This is a genomic window from Naasia lichenicola (genome assembly GCF_004801885.1).
GTDB lineage: Bacteria > Actinomycetota > Actinomycetes > Actinomycetales > Microbacteriaceae > Naasia > Naasia lichenicola.
Genome location: NZ_SSSM01000003.1, coordinates 553,513 through 570,429, shown reverse-complemented (window position 1 = coordinate 570,429; position 16,917 = coordinate 553,513). Strand labels below are relative to the sequence as shown.

The 16,917-nt window shown below is 66.6% G+C and carries 16 protein-coding genes; 10 read left to right on the top strand and 6 right to left on the bottom strand.

The window, feature by feature from the left end:
• Positions 1-31 precede the first annotated feature (31 nt).
• From mtrA to secA, 6 genes are all read left to right on the top strand, one after another.
• Positions 32-727 carry an MtrAB system response regulator MtrA gene (gene mtrA, locus E6C64_RS07875; RefSeq protein WP_136427071.1) on the top strand — a complete coding sequence of 232 codons (696 nt, stop codon included), beginning with the start codon at positions 32-34 and terminating at the stop codon, positions 725-727.
• Between the two features lie 13 nt (positions 728-740).
• Positions 741-2,390, top strand: coding sequence for an MtrAB system histidine kinase MtrB (gene mtrB, locus E6C64_RS07870; protein WP_136427070.1), 1,650 nt, complete (start codon positions 741-743; stop codon positions 2,388-2,390).
• Complete coding sequence (locus E6C64_RS07865) at positions 2,387-4,102, top strand: LpqB family beta-propeller domain-containing protein (protein ID WP_136427069.1); 1,716 nt, start codon at positions 2,387-2,389, stop codon at positions 4,100-4,102. The genes mtrB and E6C64_RS07865 overlap by 4 nt, the downstream gene beginning before the upstream one ends.
• Before the next feature lie 111 nt (positions 4,103-4,213).
• Complete coding sequence (locus tag E6C64_RS07860) at positions 4,214-4,963, top strand: ComF family protein (protein WP_136427068.1); 750 nt, start codon at positions 4,214-4,216, stop codon at positions 4,961-4,963.
• A gap of 124 nt (positions 4,964-5,087) precedes the next feature.
• A complete protein-coding gene (hpf, locus tag E6C64_RS07855; RefSeq protein WP_136427067.1) occupies positions 5,088-5,891 on the top strand; it encodes a ribosome hibernation-promoting factor, HPF/YfiA family in 804 nt (267 codons plus the stop codon).
• Between the two features lie 330 nt (positions 5,892-6,221).
• On the top strand, positions 6,222-9,113 hold the full coding sequence (gene secA / locus E6C64_RS07850) for a preprotein translocase subunit SecA (protein WP_136427066.1): 2,892 nt from the start codon (positions 6,222-6,224) through the stop codon (positions 9,111-9,113).
• 171 nt (positions 9,114-9,284) lie between these two features.
• Here the strand turns inward: secA and E6C64_RS07845 are convergent, their stop codons facing one another.
• Positions 9,285-9,680 (bottom strand): Rv3235 family protein, encoded by a 396-nt coding sequence (locus tag E6C64_RS07845; RefSeq protein WP_136427065.1) that lies wholly within the window; start codon positions 9,678-9,680, stop codon positions 9,285-9,287.
• A gap of 293 nt (positions 9,681-9,973) precedes the next feature.
• Here E6C64_RS07845 and E6C64_RS07840 point away from each other — a divergent pair, with 293 nt between their 5' ends.
• The 4 genes from E6C64_RS07840 to E6C64_RS07825 all read left to right on the top strand — a co-directional run bounded on the left by E6C64_RS07840 (position 9,974) and on the right by E6C64_RS07825 (position 13,687).
• Entirely contained in the window at positions 9,974-10,561 is a 588-nt protein-coding gene (locus tag E6C64_RS07840; RefSeq protein ID WP_136427064.1) for a hypothetical protein, read from the top strand.
• A 185-nt stretch (positions 10,562-10,746) separates the two neighbouring features.
• The gene (locus E6C64_RS07835) at positions 10,747-11,376 is read left to right on the top strand and encodes an SAF domain-containing protein (protein ID WP_158437781.1); all 630 of its coding nucleotides are present in this window, start codon (positions 10,747-10,749) and stop codon (positions 11,374-11,376) included.
• 3 nt (positions 11,377-11,379) lie between these two features.
• Positions 11,380-12,291: a CpaE/TadZ family protein gene (locus E6C64_RS07830; RefSeq protein WP_136427062.1), complete on the top strand. Its 912-nt coding sequence runs from the start codon at positions 11,380-11,382 to the stop codon at positions 12,289-12,291.
• Positions 12,251-13,687, top strand: a complete 1,437-nt coding sequence (locus E6C64_RS07825) for a recombinase family protein (protein ID WP_136427061.1) — start codon at positions 12,251-12,253, stop codon at positions 13,685-13,687. The genes E6C64_RS07830 and E6C64_RS07825 overlap by 41 nt, the downstream gene beginning before the upstream one ends.
• Positions 13,688-13,960: 273 nt before the next feature.
• On the opposite strand, the gene E6C64_RS07820 is transcribed toward E6C64_RS07825, so the two are convergent.
• From E6C64_RS07820 to E6C64_RS07795, 5 genes are all read right to left on the bottom strand, one after another.
• Positions 13,961-14,434: a DUF3846 domain-containing protein gene (locus E6C64_RS07820; protein WP_136427060.1), complete on the bottom strand. Its 474-nt coding sequence runs from the start codon at positions 14,432-14,434 to the stop codon at positions 13,961-13,963.
• A 42-nt stretch (positions 14,435-14,476) separates the two neighbouring features.
• Entirely contained in the window at positions 14,477-14,884 is a 408-nt protein-coding gene (locus E6C64_RS07815; RefSeq protein ID WP_136427059.1) for a hypothetical protein, read from the bottom strand.
• Between the two features lie 533 nt (positions 14,885-15,417).
• A complete protein-coding gene (locus tag E6C64_RS07805) occupies positions 15,418-16,212 on the bottom strand; it encodes an ArdC-like ssDNA-binding domain-containing protein (protein ID WP_136427057.1) in 795 nt (264 codons plus the stop codon).
• Complete coding sequence (locus E6C64_RS07800; protein WP_136427056.1) at positions 16,202-16,390, bottom strand: hypothetical protein; 189 nt, start codon at positions 16,388-16,390, stop codon at positions 16,202-16,204. The genes E6C64_RS07805 and E6C64_RS07800 overlap by 11 nt, the downstream gene beginning before the upstream one ends.
• On the bottom strand, positions 16,387-16,851 hold the full coding sequence (locus tag E6C64_RS07795) for a YopX family protein (protein ID WP_136427055.1): 465 nt from the start codon (positions 16,849-16,851) through the stop codon (positions 16,387-16,389). Before E6C64_RS07795 ends, E6C64_RS07800 begins: the two co-directional genes overlap by 4 nt.
• Positions 16,852-16,917 lie beyond the last annotated feature (66 nt).

Genomic DNA, 16,917 nt, shown 5'->3' with positions numbered 1-16,917 from the left:
CACAGGTCTCGCGGACTACAATCGGCACAGCATGACCGATCCCGCCGCCCCGCCCGCCCGTGTACTCGTCGTCGATGACGACACGGCGCTCGCCGAGATGATCGGAATCGTCCTGCGCACCGAGGGCATCGAGCCGAGCTTCTGCGCCGACGGGTCCCGCGCGCTGGGAGTGTTCCGCGACGTCCGCCCCGACCTCGTCCTGCTCGACCTCATGCTGCCCGGCATCGACGGCATCCACGTCTGCGAGCAGATCCGCGCCGAATCCGGCACTCCGATCATCATGCTGACCGCGAAGTCCGAGACCTCCGACGTGGTGCGCGGCCTCGAGTCCGGCGCCGACGACTACATCGTCAAGCCGTTCAACCCCAAGGAGCTGGTCGCCCGCATCCGCGCCCGGCTGCGTCCGTACTCCAGCGACAGCGGGATGCTCAAGGTCGGCGACCTGGTCGTGGACTCGGCCGGACACGAGGTCCGTCGTGGCGGCGAGCGTATCGGCCTCACCCCTCTCGAGTTCGACCTGCTGCTCGCGCTGGCCAGCAAGCCCTCGCAGGTCTTCACCCGCGAGATGCTGCTCGAGCAGGTCTGGGGCTACCACTACAAGGCGGACACCCGCCTGGTCAACGTGCACGTGCAGCGCCTGCGCGCCAAGGTCGAAGAGGACCCCGAGAACCCGCGCATCGTCATGACGGTCCGCGGAGTCGGCTATCGCGCCGGCGCTCCCGCCTGATCCACCCCGCGCCATGACTATCCCGCCGAGCTCCGCCGGGCTGTCCCGGATCCCGCTCGGCATCCGACTCTCGGCCCTCACCCGACTGCCTCGAACCGTGGGGTCGGCGATCGCCTCCGCGTTCCGGCGCTCCCTCGAGGTGCGGATCGTCGCGATCACCGTGGCGCTGTCCGCGATCGCGCTCCTCGCGACCGGCACGTACATGTCGTACACGATCGGCAACGGCCTGTTCCAGGCGCGCGTCGATCAGGTGCGGGCGGAATCGGATCGCGCCGTCGACGCCGCGCAGAGCCTGTTCGACTCCACCACCGCGGCCGACGGCAGCGCGCTGTCGGTGCTCCAGCTGCAGGTGCTCACCCAGGTCGAGTCCATCGCAACCTCCAACGCAGGCATCGCGCTGCAGCGCGCCCCCGGCACCCAGGTCAACTTCGCCGTACCCAATGTGTCCACCCGGGGCACCGCCACCCTGCTCAGCGACGAGCTGCAGGACGAGGTGTCGACGGGGCAGGACGACCAGTACTACCAGTCGGTCAGCATCCCCGCAGCCGGCGCTCCGCATCCCGGGCTGATCGTCGGATCGACGGTCAACGTCCCGACTCAGGGCACCTACCAGCTCTATCTGCTCTACGACCTCGCCGACGTCCAGCAGTCCCTCTCCTTCGTGCAGAACACGCTGCTGATCGGCGGACTCGCGCTCATCATGCTCATCGCAGGCGTCACCTGGATCGTCGTCCAGTCGGTCATCGCACCCATCCGGGTCGCTGCGGAGACCAGCCGCAAACTCGCGGCCGGACAGCTCGAAGAGCGAATCCCCGAGCGCGGCGAGGACGTGATCGCCACCCTGGCGAGGTCGTTCAACGGGATGGCGGACAGCCTGCAGCGCCAGATCGTGCAGCTGGCCGGGCTCTCCCAGGTGCAGCAGCGCTTCGTCTCCGACGTGTCGCATGAGCTCAGGACCCCGCTGACCACCATCCGGCTCGCCGGCGACGTGCTCTACGACAATCGCGGCGACTTCGATCCGACCAGTGCCCGCACCGCCGAGCTGCTGCACACCCAGGTCGAGCGCTTCGAGTCGCTGCTGTCCGACCTCCTGGAGATCAGCCGCTACGACGCGCGCGCCGCCGACATCGAGCTCGCGCCCGTCAACCTCGTGCACCTCGCCGAAGAGGCGATCGCCACCGTCGAGACCCTCGCCGACCGCAAGGGATCGGTGGTCGAGCTGGTGGCTCCGGGTGGGCACTTCGAGGCGGAGATGGATGCGCGGCGGATCCGTCGGATCGTGCGCAACCTGTTGGGCAACGCCATCGAGCACGGCGAGGGCAAGCCGATCACCGTCACCATCGACAGCAATGCCACGGCCGTCGCGATCGCCGTCCGCGACCATGGCATCGGCATGACCCGTGCTGACGCGGACCGGGTGTTCGACCGCTTCTGGCGCGCCGACCCGTCCCGTCAGCGGACCACCGGCGGCACGGGCCTCGGCCTCGCGATCTCCCTCGAGGACGCCACCCTGCACGCGGGCTGGCTCAACGTCTGGTCGGCCGAAGGACGCGGCTCCTGCTTCCGACTCACCCTGCCGCGCTCGCCGCGCGCGCCCATCGAGTCGTCCCCGCTGCCGCTCCCGCCCGACGACGCGCCCCACGCACCGGAGGACGCACGATGAGCGACCGACCGATCTGCCGACCGATCCGCCGCTCGCGAGGACGCACCCGCATGCTCACCCTGATCGGCGGGCTGCTCGCCGGTGCGATCGCACTCTCGGGCTGCGCCACGATCCCGCTCAGTGGATCGGTCCAGGCCGGCAATCGTGCCGACGCCGAGGCTCCCCCCTCCACCGTCTTCAGCCCGAGCGGACCGACCGACGGGGCGGCCGCCACCGAGATCGTCGAGGGGTTCATCGCGGCCGGCACCGGCCCGCAGGACAACTACAAGGTCGCCCGCCAGTACCTGAGCGCCGCATTCGCGACGACCTGGGATCCGTCCGCCTCCGTCCTCGTGCACCAGCAGGCCACCACCGTGCTCGAGAGCGAAGGAGAGGTCCACCTCGTGGTGCCCGCCGTCGCCTCGGTCGACTCCACCGGCCGCTACACCGAGCTCGCCGAGGGCGACCCGTTCGACCTCGGCTTCACCCTGGTGCAGGAGGACGGCCAGTGGCGGATCAGCGATGCGCCCGACGGCGTCGTGCTGCTGCGCCAGCAGTTCGAGACCCTCTTCGCCCAGCGCGCGCTCTACTTCTACGACTCCTCGTACAACTATCTCGTGCCCGACCTGCGCTGGTTCCCCTCTACCGCCGACTCGCCCACGCGCATCGTCGAGGCGCTGCTCGCGGGGCCTGCCGCCCCGCTGCTGAAATCGGTGTTCTCCGCGTTCCCCCCGGGTACCCGGCTCGCCCGGCAGTCCGTGCCGACCACCGGAGGGATCGCGGACGTCGAGCTCAACGACGTCGTCGCGACCGCCGATTCCATCACCCAGCAGCGGATGAAGCTGCAGCTCGCCAGCTCCCTGGAGGGCGGCTCAATCGCCTCCGTCCGGATCAACGTGGACGGTCGCAACGTGGCGATCCCCGAGTTCGGCGAGGGCGGGCCCGTCCTGGAGCCACTCGTCAACGCGCGACCGCTCGTGCTGAGCAACGGGACCTTCGGCCTGGTCGGGGGCTCGACCACCACCTCGCTCGGGCCGATCGGCGAGGCGATCGCCGGACTTCAGCCGATCGCGGTGACCATGCCGACCAGCTTCGACAGCGCGGCGGTGCTGACTCCGAGCGGCGTGCAGGCGGTCAGCGCGACCGGTGCGGCGGCGCTCGTCGATGATCGAGCCGATCTGATCGCACCCGGTCTCGACGGCGGCGGCATCGTCTGGAGCGTCCCATCGACCGACCCCGCCAACCTGCGGGCCGTCACGCTGGAGGGTGTTGCGACCCCGATCGAGGTGCCATGGACTGACGCGACCGCGATCCGATCGATGGCGGTCTCGCGGGACAGCACCCGACTGCTTGTTCTCCTCGACATCGGCGGAGCGTCGGTGCTGCGGGTCTACGGCATCATCCGGGACGAGCAGGGCTCGCCCTTCACCCTCTCCGATGACGCCTACGAGCTCGTGCTGCCCGCAGGGACCGGAATCACGACCACGTGGGTGGACGAGTCATCGGTGGCCACCCTGGTGCGGGTGGGGGAGGCGGACTACCGAGTGATCCTCCAAGACATCGGCGGCCCGAGCACCGCTCTTCCGCGGCTCACCGACGCCGTCTCGGTGGTGGGCGGCAACGGCCAGAACGGCTTGCGAGTGCTGACCCAGTCGGGCGATGTCGAGGTGCTGCGCGGAACGAACTGGCAGGCGACGGTGAGCGGCGTGCAGCTGCTCGCGACCCAGCGCTGAGCCCGATCCGCCTCGACGACGGCGTTCGTCCCCAGGCGCGCTCCGGGACGAGTTCCGCACAGATCCGACCGACGGCCCCTTCCGCCGTGCTTCCGAGCGCATCCTCTCCCCATGCGCCCGCCTGACACCGCCGCCGCCTGGCGCATCGCCCTCGGTGCGCTGCTCGATGCTGTCGCGCTCGTGCTGCCCGTGGACTGCAGCGGCTGCGGAGCGCCCGACCGCGCCGTCTGCACGGTCTGCGCCGCAGCGCTCGTCCAGCCGCTGCTGCACCGGCGGATCGGAACGATCGACGTTGTCAGTGCCGCGGCCTATGACGGGGTCGTGGCCGCGATCGTCGTGGCGTTCAAGGACTCCGGCCGAACGGATGCCGCGCACGCCATCGGCGGCGCGCTCCGCTGGGCGGTGAGCGGAGCGCTCGCCATCGCGGCCGACTGCGAGTGGCCGATCGAGCTCACCCCGATGCCGAGCTCACGTGCCGCCATCCGCCGACGCGGCTATCGACCGGTCCAGCTCGCACTGCACGCAGCCCGTCTGCCGTCCTCGCCCACCCTCCGCGTCGTCCGATCGGTCCGCGATCAGGCATCCCTCTCGGCGGAGGAGCGCCACCGCAACCTCGTCGGAAGCATGGCTGCCCGCGCCGATCTGTCGGGTCGAGCCTTCATCCTGGTGGACGACGTGCTCACGACGGGCGCCAGCATCACTGAGGCTTCCCGGGCGATCCGAGCTGCAGGCGGGTGCGTGCTGGGCGCCGCCACCGTCGCCTCGACAGCTCTGCACCGCGCCCCCGTCGGCCGCCCCAATAGGGGCGTGTTGAGGGATCCCCAGGTCCTGCCCAGTGACAGTGGCGAGACGCCGGACTAGGTTCAGGGAAAGGCGTTCCAGATCGCCCGTCCTCGACGAAGATCAGCTCGCTCGCACAGAAAGCGGACCCAAATCACGCGTCGGGGGACCGTTCGGGCGAGCGCTTCGATCGCGGGAGGTCAGCATGGACATAACCATCACCGGACGTGGGGCCGGGATCACCGATCGGTTCCGAGACCATGTCGAGGACAAGGCTGCCAAGGTGGAGCAGCTCGCCGAACGGGCCCTGGCGTTGGAGATCCGGCTCTGCCGGCATCACGAGACCAACGGCACGGCGGGCGACGACCGCGTCGAGCTGACCCTGATCGGTCCCGGACCGGTGGTGCGCGCCGAAGCGGGCGCGAATGACAAGTACGCGGCGTTCGACTTCGCCTTTGACAAGCTGATGGAACGGCTGCGCCGGGCGAAGGATCGGCGCAAGGTCCATCGCGGCCAGCACCGGCCCACGACGATGCGGTCGGTGGACCATCGAGACTTCCGACTCGTCGACGTCGAACCCGCGGACGCGGAAGTCCTGCGCCGGGTCGACGCGCAGACGGGATCGATCAGCGACTCCGCACGGCAGACCACCATCGGCCGTACCGTCGAGGAGCCACCCGTGCTCACGGCCGCCATGGATCTGTCCTCGTTGAACGCCGAGCAGTACGCGGCGCTGCACACCGACGACGGCGCCCCCGTCGACGACTACGACTATTCGCCCGTCGTGATCCGGCACAAGGTGTTCGCCTCCACGCCGATGACCGTCGACGACGCCCTCTATTACATGGAGCTCGTCGGGCACGACTTCTACCTCTTCATCGATTCCGAGAGCGACCGCCCCAGCGTCGTCTACCGGCGCAAGGGCTGGGACTACGGTGTCATCCACCTCGACGCCGCAGCCGACGAGCTGCAGGAAGTGGCCACCGCGGCCCGCGCCCTGCGCCGCTAGGTCTGCCCCTCGTTGGTCGAGTAGGCGCGCCAGCGCCGTATCGAGACCGGTTGCCGAATGCAGCCGGTCTCGAGACGGCCGTGAACGGCCTCCTCGACCAACGTCTGTGGCTGGGAGGCTCCGAGGGCCCAACTACGCGCCGCCTCCCGCATGGTTCGTCCGGGTCGCGCAAGCGTGCGCGACCCGCTCACCATCCCGGCTGTCGCCGCTGGCGCGGCTCTGCGCCGGGATTACAGATAGGTAACGCTGGTACGCTCAGGCGTTTGCAGGGGTCGGGGGTGATCTCTGCGTGATGGCATTCCAGCCGTCGGCACATCACCAAGGAGACACGTGGCATCCGTACTCGAAAAGGTCCTCCGCGTCGGCGAAGGCCGGATCCTGCGCAGGCTCGAGAACTACGCGAAGCAGGTCAACCAGCTCGAAGAGGACTTCAAGCACCTCACGGATGACGAGCTCCGCCACGAGACCGTCGTGCTCCGTGAGCGCTACGGCAACGGCGAATCGCTCGACGAGCTGCTTCCCGAAGCCTTCGCCGCGGTGCGCGAGGCATCGACCCGCACACTCGGCCTGCGCCACTTCGACGTCCAGGTCATGGGCGGCGCAGCGCTGCACCTGGGCAACATCGCCGAGATGAAGACCGGCGAGGGCAAGACCCTCGTGGCCACCCTGCCCGCCTACCTCAACGCGATCACCTCGCGCGGGGTGCACGTCATCACGGTCAACGACTACCTCGCGAGCTACCAGTCCGAGCTGATGGGCCGCGTCTTCCGCGCGCTCGGGATGACGACCGGCGTGATCCTCTCGGGTCAGACCCCTGCGGAGCGCCGGGAGCAGTACGCCGCGGACATCACCTACGGCACGAACAACGAGTTCGGCTTCGACTACCTCCGCGACAACATGGCCTGGCAGCCCGCCGACCTGGTGCAGCGCGGCCACTACTTCGCCGTCGTCGACGAGGTCGACTCGATCCTCATCGACGAGGCCCGCACGCCGCTGATCATCTCGGGCCAGGCGTCCGGCGAGGCCAACCGCTGGTTCACCGAGTTCGCCAACATCGCCAAGCGCCTGCTGCCCGGCGAGGACTACGAGGTCGACGAGAAGAAGCGCACCGTCGGCGTGCTCGAGCCCGGGATCGAGAAGGTCGAAGACCACCTCGGCATCGACAACCTCTACGAGTCCGCGAACACCCCGCTCATCTCGTTCCTCAACAACTCGATCAAGGCCTCCGCCCTGTTCAAGAAGGATAAGGACTACGTCGTGATGAACGGCGAGGTGCTCATCGTCGACGAGCACACCGGCCGCATCCTGACCGGCCGCCGCTACAACGAGGGCATCCACCAGGCCATCGAGGCCAAGGAGGGCGTCGAGGTCAAGGCCGAGAACCAGACCTTCGCCACGATCACCCTGCAGAACTACTTCCGCCTCTACTCCAAGCTCTCCGGCATGACCGGAACGGCCGAGACCGAGGCCGCCGAGTTCATGTCGACCTACAAGCTCGGCGTGGTCCCCATCCCGACCAACCGGCCGATGCAGCGCCAGGACCAGCCCGACCTCGTCTACAAGAACGAGCAGGCCAAGTTCGCGCAGGTCGTCGAGGACATCGCGGATCGCCACAAGTCCGGCCAGCCCGTGCTCGTCGGAACAACCAGCGTGGAGAAGAGCGAGTACCTCTCCCGCCTGCTCGCCAAGAAGGGCGTGCGCCACGAAGTCCTCAACGCCAAGAACCACGCCCGCGAAGCCGCGATCGTCGCCCAGGCCGGCCGTCTCGGCTCGGTCACTGTCGCCACGAACATGGCCGGCCGCGGAACGGACGTCATGCTCGGCGGCAACGCCGAGTTCCTTGCCGTCGCCGAGATGCACAACCAGGGTCTCTCGCCCATCGACACCCCCGACGAGTACGAGGCCGCCTGGGATGACGTCTTCGCCCGCGTGAAGTCCGAGGTCGGCAAGGAGGCGGAGCGCGTGGTCGCCGCCGGCGGACTGTACGTGCTCGGCACCGAGCGGCACGAGTCGCGGCGCATCGACAACCAGCTGCGCGGCCGGTCCGGTCGCCAGGGCGACCCGGGCGAGAGCCGCTTCTACCTGTCGCTCACCGACGACCTCATGCGCCTGTTCAACGCGGGTGCCGCCGAGGCGCTGATGGGTCGCGGGGGAGTCCCCGACGACCTCGCCATCGAGTCGAAGGTCGTCAGCCGGGCCATCCGATCGGCCCAGTCGCAGGTCGAAGCGCGCAACGCCGAGATCCGCAAGAACGTCCTCAAGTACGACGACGTCCTCAACCGCCAGCGCGAGGCGATCTACGCCGACCGCCGGCGCATCCTCGAGGGCGGCGACCTGCACGAGCGCACCCAGGGGTTCCTGGAGAGCGTCGTCGATGACGTGCTCGACTCGCACACCTCGGGCGGCAACAGCGAGGACTGGGACTTCGACGCCCTGTGGGCCGAGCTGAAGACGCTCTACCCGATCACGATCACCATCGACGAGGTGCTCGCCGAGGCCGGATCCAAGGGCCGCGTCGACCGCACCTTCATCCGGCGCGAGATCCTCTCCGACGCCCGGATCGCCTACGAGAAGCGCGAGTCCGGGCTCGGTGCGCCGGCCATGCGCGAGCTCGAGCGTCGAGTGGTCCTCTCGGTGATCGACCGCCGCTGGCGCGACCACCTCTACGAGATGGACTACCTGAAGGACGGCATCGGCCTGCGCGCCATGGCGCAGCGCGATCCGCTCGTCGAGTACCAGCGCGAGGGCTTCGCCCTGTTCCAGAACATGATGGGGCAGATCCGCGAGGAGACCGTCGGCTACCTGTTCAACCTCGAGGTCGAGGTCACGCCCAACCTCGGCGGACCGGGCCTCGTGGCCCAGCCCGTCGTGCAGGCCAAGGGCCTCGGTGGGACCGCCGCGCCAGCGCAGAACCTCAGCTACTCCGCTCCGAGCGATGCAGGTGGCGTCGAGGTGCGCAACCAGCGCGGCCAGCTGGAGCGCGCCGCGACGGCTCGTGCCCAGCAGCGCGAAGAGAGCCAGGCTCAGACGCTCGCGCCCGGATTCGCGCAGCCGGGACCGCCCCCCGCGCAGCGTCCCGCCCCGCAGGGGCAGCGCCCGCCGGCTGGTGGACGTCCGGCTCCGGCAGCGCGCGGCGCATTCGGCCAGCAGAGCGGCGGTCAGCCTCCCGCTCCCGCCCCGGTCAACCGCGCCGAGCGTCGGGCCGCCGACAAGCGCAAGTAGCGGCTCCCGCCATCAAGCGCGCTGCGTCGGGTGGTTGGCGAGGTGACCCGAAGGGTGGGTACTAGGGCCTGAAGGTCGCCATTCAGGTCACCTCGCCGTCCCATGACCCGCCATTCGGGTCACCTGAGGCAACGAACGTTCCCACCAGCACGGCGGATGGGCGCTGTGGCGTCAGAGGATGTCCAATGCCATCGCGCGCCAGCGGTGGTCCACGCCCTCGAGGCGGACGGCCACGGCTCGGGTCAGCTCGTTGTAGGTGACCATCACGACGGCCTCCAGCACGTTCTCGCGTGGCGACCGCGCGTGAATCCGACCGACGGTGATGGTGGGGCGCATGCGCGTCGACGGTCCTCGCTCGAGGAGCCGTGCGCGATGCAGCAGCGCGGCGCGGCCCATCAGACGGCGGTAGACGCTCTCGTCGAGGATGTGGGCGATCTGGTCGAGTTCACGGGCGCCCTCATCGACCTCGACCATCGCCAGCGCGAGGAAGCGGAGCACCCGCTCGGGGTCTCCCAGCTCCGCGATCGGAGTCGGCTGCGGTCCGAAGAGCTCGTCGTCGGAGGTCATGTTGTGCGTGGACTTGGACCGGGACGCCGCGGGCCCGATCGGACGGCGCGTGCTGCGTGACGATGGCGTTCGAGGCATGGACATAGCGACTCCAGTTCGGGTGGGGACCTGCGGAACGGTCGCCAAAGAGAGCCGCCGGAGTGTCCAGTAGGGTGTCGGGACCGGGTCGAGGTGCGGCGGATCGCATCGGGTGGCGACATAGAAGCACTCCCTCTTGTGGCTGTCCAGCTCCAATTCCTGCTCTGTGGATAACTCCCTCCCGGTTCCGAATCGACCGGCTACCGTTCGCTTCCATGCGCTGGGACAACCTCTTCGACGACCTCGAAGGGCAGCTCGAGGACGGGCTGTCCGCCGAGGAATCCGGCGCGCGCGCCGAAGAGGAGCGACTCAGGCGGGGGCGGCTGGTGCTGCGCGATCGGCTGCAGGCGATGGCTCGAGCCGAGCCCGAGCGGCCGCTGCGAATCCGACTCGGGTCTGGTGAGCTCCTGCGGGTCATGCCGCTGACCTTCGGACGGGACTGGCTGAGCGGCCGGATCATCGACGACGCGATCCGGACCACGCAGATCGTGGTGCCGATCGGCGCGATCGCCGGCATCGTGCTCGATCCGCCGACCGCGCGCTTCGCCGAGGTCGAGGTGGTCGCCGAAGAGCGTGGGCTGACGGCCAAGCTCGGGCTGGCGTTCATGCTCCGCGACCTCTGTCGGAGGCGGGTGCCGCTCGAGCTCCTGACCCTGGCCGGTGGATTGCAGGGCACCATCGACCGGGTCGGCCGCGACCATCTGGATCTCGCTCTGCACGAGCCGGGTCTTCCGCGCCGGGCGGCGGCGCTCACGGCGATCGAGATCGTCAGCTTCGCCGCGATCCTCGCGGTCCGCGTCTGACCACGCGTGATGGAGCAGATGGCGGATCCGCGGGATCTCCTGTGGATAACTTCAGCGGCGATTCGGGCACCAGGTCAGCATGGTTCTCGATCGAAGGGAACGGCATGGCTGGCGGAGGCAACCGCGCACCAGGTGCGCGACCAGGGCGCGTTGTGGGATCGGGCGCCGGATCGCCGCGAACTGGAGTGGGCGGGGCGAGCCGCCCGCGGTTCTGGCTCGACGTCAGATTCGTCCTCGGCATCCTGCTGGTCGTCGGCTCGGTGACGGGAGTGGTGCTCGTCGTCGGATCCGCCGAACGGACCGTCGCGGTCTACGCGGCGGCCGAGCCGCTGGCCGCGGGCGATCTGGTGACGGCCGATCAGCTGACCACCATCGAGGTGCGACTCGGCGGAGCGGATGGGCGCTACCTCTCCGACGGCGATCTTCCGGATGGAGGGGTGATGGTTACCCGCTCGGTCGCCGCCGGCGAGCTCGTGCCGATCGCCGCCGTGGGAGCGCCGACGAGCATCCGCGACGCGTCCATCGTGATCCGGACGTCCAGCGAGCTGCCCCGGGGAGTCGATGCGGGCACCGTCATCGACCTCTGGTCGGCCGCCGAGCAGGAGAACTCGGGTCGCTACGCGCCGCCGGCGGTGCTGGTGGGATCGGCCACCGTCGTCCGGATCGTCGAGGCGTCCGGACTCATCCTCGATGCCGACTCGCATGCTGTCGAGGTGCTGGTCCCGAAGACCGCGGTCGCGCGGGTGCTGCAGGCGATCGCCAACTCCGACGCGATCTCGGTCGTGCCGGTGAGCCAGCCGCTGGTCGCGGGCTGATCGATGCGCATCGTGCTGGCCCTGGCGGCCGACGTCGAAGACCGCATCATCGGATCGCTGCTCGACGCCGGTCACGAGCTCATCGCACGTCCCGCCGGCAGCTTCGAGCTCATCGCTGCGATCGAAGGGCAGAGTCCCGAGGGCGCGATCGTCGCTGCGCCCGTGCTCACCCCGACCGTGCTGCGAGTCGCCGGCGTCGCCAAGGTGCGGGTGGTCGCACTCGCCTCGTCGGCGAGCGATCGTGCGCACCTCGCCGAGCTCGGCCTCGATGAGGTCGTAGAATCCTCCGCAGGCTGGGAGGAGATCCAGTCGGTGCTGCAGGGCGAGCCGCCTTCCATCGCCCGCGAGCGCGCGGAGGCGCCGGCTCGAGCGGGCGGTCGCATCGTGGTCGTCTGGGGTCCGGCCGGCAGTCCGGGGCGCACCACGACGGCCCTGTCGCTGGCCGCCGAGCTGGCGGCGCGAGGGGAGCGCGTCGCGTTGGTCGACGCGGATAGCTATGGCGGAACGATCGCGCCGTCGCTCGGACTGCTCGATGAGGCGCCCGGATTCGCTGCCGCCTGTCGGCTCGCAGGAGCAGACGCTCTCGACCTGGCGCAGCTGGAGCGGATCGCCCAGCCCTACTCGGTGGGATCGCGGATCATCCCGGTGCTGACCGGGATCGGACGTCCGAGTCGCTGGACCGAGCTCTCGGCCGATCGCGTCACGACGGCTCTCCGCCGATGCCGGAGCTGGGTCGACACCGTGATCGTCGACGTCGGCTTCAACCTCGAGAGCGACGAGGAGATCGTCAGCGAACCTACGACGTGCCATACGTCGGTATTGACGGATGAGACCGACCGGCTCATAATCATGCCCAGAAAGAGGAAACTACCTGATGAAACCCATGATTGGAGTCTATGCGCGTATAAGTTTTGACCGGGATGGTGAGGGTGCTGGTGTCCAAAGGCAGCAAGTCGACAATCGAGGGTTGGCTGCGCAACGTGGATGGGATGTGCTGAGGGAGTACACCGACAACAGCATGAGCGCCTACAAGGACGACGTCGTTCGTCCGGAGTTCGAGCGACTCCTGGCAGATCTCGAATCGGGTGAGATCGACGGGTTCGTTGCTTGGAAGGTGGACCGCATAACGCGCCAGCTGAGGGACCTGGTGCGCCTGATGGAGATCCACAAGAAGCAGAAGTTCTTCATCGCCACGGTGATGGACGGCGAGATCGACATGAGCCAAGTGCTGATGAATGCGCTGCGGTTCGCGGATGCCCAGCAATCAAGTCAGACCCACTCAGATCGCATCCGCCGAAAGCTTCTGCAGAACGCGATCGATGGCAAGCCATATGGCGCGCCCGTTCGTCCGTACGGGTACAGCCAAGACCGCATGACGCTCGACCCAGTCGAAGCAACGGTCGTCCGCAAGATGGGCGAGCTGTTCATGAACGGCTACAGCTATCGGGAGATCGCATGGCGACTCAACGAGACCGCAACCCTCACCCGAGTCGGGAAGCCTTGGTACCCGGATCAGATCAAGAAGTTCCTGCAGCGCGATCGGAACGCCGGCTATAGAGAGGTAGAGGGAACGCGCTACCCGGGACAGTGGGAGCCGATCTTCAGTAGCGACCAATGGGAAGCCATCCAGTCGATGGCGAAGCATCGCAAGGCGCAGACCCGGCAGCGTCCGTCGAATCGTCGCTACCTCCTTACTGGGATGCTCCACTGCGGGAAGTGTGGCGGCTACCTCTACGGCATGACAAAGAGCTTCAGCTCAGGGCTGGTCGGCACCTATCAATGCAGGACTCAGACGGAGACCGATCGGAAGGGTGCCGGCTGTGGCGGCTGCATGGTGCAGAGTCCGCCGCTGGATCACTTCGTCCGTGAACTCATATGCGCACGCCTGGACACGCCCCTGCTCTCCGAGCTGATCGCTGCTTCTTCCGTTGACCAACGCTCCGTACGCGCGCTCCTGAGCGAGCACGAGCAGCTGACGATTCGAGCGCAGCAGATGATCGACGACTACGCCGATGGCACGCTCGACAAGCCGGCGTACCAGCGGGCGAGTGCCCGCGTAGCTGAGCGGCTCGAGTCTGTAGACCGAGAGATCCAGAAGCATCGCCGTCCGAAGGCGACGCTCGACCTAAAGCCGGGTGACTCAGTCAGGGCTGCTTGGGATGCGAACCCCGATGGCTGGCGGCGCGAGCTGATCGAATTACTCATCGAACGCATCGAGATCATGCCGGCAACGAAAAGACCCGCCTACTCGGTAGACGGGAATCGGTTCACATTGGACCCGGAACGGGTGAAGATCGATTGGAAGATGTAGATGGACAAGCTTGACGGGATTACCACACCCGTACGCTAGGTTCGCGACCATCGCTCTATGTAACTTTGAGCTACAAGCTTGCCCGTCTACAGCATCTTTGCGATGCGCTTGATAGCACCTTTATCGCTCACCTTCAACGGAACCTCGCTGGCTTCCGTGGATTTGATCAGGTAATTGTGTAGGGCGTTGCTATTCATTTGCCCTTCTATTTTATCACCTTGCCCGTTAATTGAAAGAGTCCGCCACCTGGATTGGTAGCGGACTTACTCTCGATCAAGCGGGTATTACCTTGAAGTCCCGGTCGTAGTGTCTCCGCAGCCGGACGACCGCCGCGTAGGCGTTCGTCCAGTTGGTGAAGCCGTGCTCGACGGTCTTGATGGTGTCCGGATCGTCGTCCGGCATCTGGATGTCGAACAGCTGGCGACCGAGGATCAGATCCGCGATCTCCTGCGGGATGTCGGTGCCTTCGCCCATGTGATCGGTCGGACCGACCAATAGGGCGTCCCCGCAAATGATGTCCCGTTCCGCCAGCTTGGGGTTGTGGACGTACATGAGCAGGGTGGCGCGTCTGTTGGTCGGGAGCAGAGTGAGCTTCCCCTCCTCGTTGACGAGCATCTCGAAGTTGGGGTCCTCCATCTCGATGCTCTCGAACGGTCCCCGGACTACGGACTGGATGTCCCGATAGCCCTGGACTCGTGTGACGTGGGGGAGGATGTGCTCCACCGCGGGGATGACGATGCCGTGCATGACGACTCCTTGATCGTGAGGATGTGCGCTGGAGCCGGTTGGCTACAGCGTGCTGCTCGCGATCGGTGGCTTGCCGTCCGTCTTCCGTATGTGGCACGACCGGCAGCGGTACGCCAAGTTCTTGACGTCGAAGCGCAGATCCGGGTGGCTGCCCTTGTTCTTGATGTGGTCGACGTCGTGATGTCGAGGAGTGCCGTCCGGCTTCATGCCGGGCATGGCACCGCAGTCGACGCAGGCACGTCCGTACTTCTTATCGAGGTAGGGATGGGCGACCTTGTCGCGGAACGTTTCCCAGAGGCGGGCTTGCTTGCCCCTCTGCGCGACCGGTTTCGTGTTCTTGTAGAAGCAGTCCGCGCACTTGTTGTGGGTCGTGTTGTACACAACGATCTGCTTGCCGCAGACCTTGCATAGGCGGATCTTGCCGCGGCTGATAGTTGGTTGAGTGGTCATAGATAAATCAAGGGGGAGGTCGCCTAGTACTAATAGCGTTTTCGCTCGGCAGTTACCACGTCTTCACGGTTTGACGCGCACCCCAGTGAGAGCCACGACGCGAGGGGAAACTGATACGCCCGCGTCTTCTGCTCTGCCGCCCTTATTTTGATCTAGTCGGGCTGATTGTCAAGGCTTGCAATCTTCGCTAGGGCTTCCTCTTCCGTGCGAAATCTCCCGAGGTGAAAGTATTTGCCATCGCGATAGTCGCGGACGTGCCACATGCCAGCGAAGCGCCCGGTGCCGATGCGGTAGTACCTCGGCACTTACGCGTCCGCCTTACGCCGTTTGGATATACGTCCACCCTTAGCGCCTGCGATCCGAGCAAGGTCGGGATGAGCTGCGAATCCAGTGGCGAGCGGTCCGCCCTTGCGGTAGTCCGGACCCGCGCCGTTGCGCCCACCTTTAGCCCCGATCAACTTGTAAAAGTCCTTGCCGTGACGCTCCATATTGATACGGGCGGCTAATACCCCCCCCATTTTCGTTCCTGCCATCTATTGATCTCCTTCTTCTGCCGCGTACCCTGCCTCCAGGACGCGCGTGCTTACGTTGAGGACGCGTCGTAGCGACTCCTCAGCTGGTTCTTGTTCTCCGAGCCATCCCTGCACATAGCCCCGGCTCACGGTGGCTGTCTGCTCGTCGAGCGCGCCGATCTCGTTGAGGGTCACGTAGGCGCTGGCTTCCGCCTCGAACTCGTACGTGCCGCGATGTCCCGCGTAGAGCTGCAGATGCTCTGGTGTCGTATGCCCGTGCTCGACGTGGCTGATCTCATGGATCGTTGTGCGCAGCGGGAACGGTGCGACCGGGTTGATCGCGATCTCCTTGCCCCGTGCGTAGCCGCCGATGTTGCCATCGAAGTTCTGGAACGGCACCAGGCTGATGCCGAGCTTCCCAAGGGCGCGCTCTGTGCTCCACTCAGGCGGCTCGTATGCCGGCAGCTCCTCGCCGTCGGTCTGGCTCACTGCGAAGAGAGCGCGGACCACCTTGAATCGCTTGATCAGCTTGACCTGCTCGGTCTTCGCGTCCTCGATCCGTATCTGGATGGGACGGAGGATCGAGTACGCCTTTTCGCCGCGTTGGACCTGACGACCCAGCTCCTGCCACTTCTTGAAGGTGGCGACCGGTTCGGGCGGGCAGCCCTGCAGTGCGAGGAAGCCGATGTTGCGTGGGCTGTAGTTGTGGAAGCGTCGGTAGCTCTCGCCAGTTGAGCCTGGGAGGGTCAGCAGACCTTCGAGTAGTTCGCGGGACTTGGGAACGTCGAGTTGTGGGCGGGTTTGCTCAAGCGTCATCACCGACCTCTGAAGCTCCGTCAGACTCGACGCTGAGCTGCTTGATGTATCGCTTCTTGCCGTTGGCTCCCAGCAGGAACACACCGTTCTTGTTGCGATTGACTGCTTCGGTGAAGGCAGGATCGGCGAATAGGAGTTCGAAGATCTCCTGCTCGTCGTCCACCAAGCGCACACTCACGACGCTTCTCCACCACTGAGCAACTCAGGATTCTCGTGGATGTTGCCGATGACTTCGATCTTCCAATTCGCCCGATAGAGCGTGGTCAGATCGTTGCCGACGATTCCAGTCTTGATCAAGTAGCGTGCGTGCTCGTAGACGATGGTGCCTCGATGGACCGTTGCTCCAAACGGTCCTCCGAAGTTGTGATCCGAGTCGATGATGTCGCCTTCGTAGATCTCCACCCCATTCTTATCTATGAGACCGGTGAACTGCATTATCTCGACGTCTTCGAAGAATTCGCTGCTGCGAGACGTGCCAAGGTGCCTGGTGAGGAAGACCTCGCCGCCTAGAGTCCTGCCGTCTTGCTCGAGGTACCAAACCATGTCGTCGACTAGGTACATCCCAGGCTTAAGGTGCAGCGACGCGTGAGGCTGCCAAGCTCGGAACTTGGTCACCCGGCTCACGAGCGCTTCTCCCATCCGCACTCATTTGTCTCGAAGTGACCGCTGCAGCGATAGCCGAGCTTCTCCTTCGGGCAGCGTCCA

Bases quoted from the DNA above. Each gene is read 5' to 3' on its own strand.
- mtrA (WP_136427071.1), top strand. From the start codon at position 32: ATGACCGATCCCGCCGCCCCGCCCGCCCGTGTACTCGTCGTCGATGAC.
- mtrB (WP_136427070.1), top strand. From the start codon at position 741: ATGACTATCCCGCCGAGCTCCGCCGGGCTGTCCCGGATCCCGCTCGGC.
- E6C64_RS07865 (WP_136427069.1), top strand. From the start codon at position 2,387: ATGAGCGACCGACCGATCTGCCGACCGATCCGCCGCTCGCGAGGACGC.
- E6C64_RS07860 (WP_136427068.1), top strand. From the start codon at position 4,214: ATGCGCCCGCCTGACACCGCCGCCGCCTGGCGCATCGCCCTCGGTGCG.
- hpf (WP_136427067.1), top strand. From the start codon at position 5,088: ATGGACATAACCATCACCGGACGTGGGGCCGGGATCACCGATCGGTTC.
- E6C64_RS07845 (WP_136427065.1), bottom strand. From the start codon at position 9,680: ATGACCTCCGACGACGAGCTCTTCGGACCGCAGCCGACTCCGATCGCG.
- E6C64_RS07840 (WP_136427064.1), top strand. From the start codon at position 9,974: ATGCGCTGGGACAACCTCTTCGACGACCTCGAAGGGCAGCTCGAGGAC.
- E6C64_RS07830 (WP_136427062.1), top strand. From the start codon at position 11,380: ATGCGCATCGTGCTGGCCCTGGCGGCCGACGTCGAAGACCGCATCATC.
- E6C64_RS07825 (WP_136427061.1), top strand. From the start codon at position 12,251: ATGAAACCCATGATTGGAGTCTATGCGCGTATAAGTTTTGACCGGGAT.
- E6C64_RS07820 (WP_136427060.1), bottom strand. From the start codon at position 14,434: ATGCACGGCATCGTCATCCCCGCGGTGGAGCACATCCTCCCCCACGTC.
- E6C64_RS07815 (WP_136427059.1), bottom strand. From the start codon at position 14,884: ATGACCACTCAACCAACTATCAGCCGCGGCAAGATCCGCCTATGCAAG.
- E6C64_RS07805 (WP_136427057.1), bottom strand. From the start codon at position 16,212: ATGACGCTTGAGCAAACCCGCCCACAACTCGACGTTCCCAAGTCCCGC.
- E6C64_RS07795 (WP_136427055.1), bottom strand. From the start codon at position 16,851: ATGGGAGAAGCGCTCGTGAGCCGGGTGACCAAGTTCCGAGCTTGGCAG.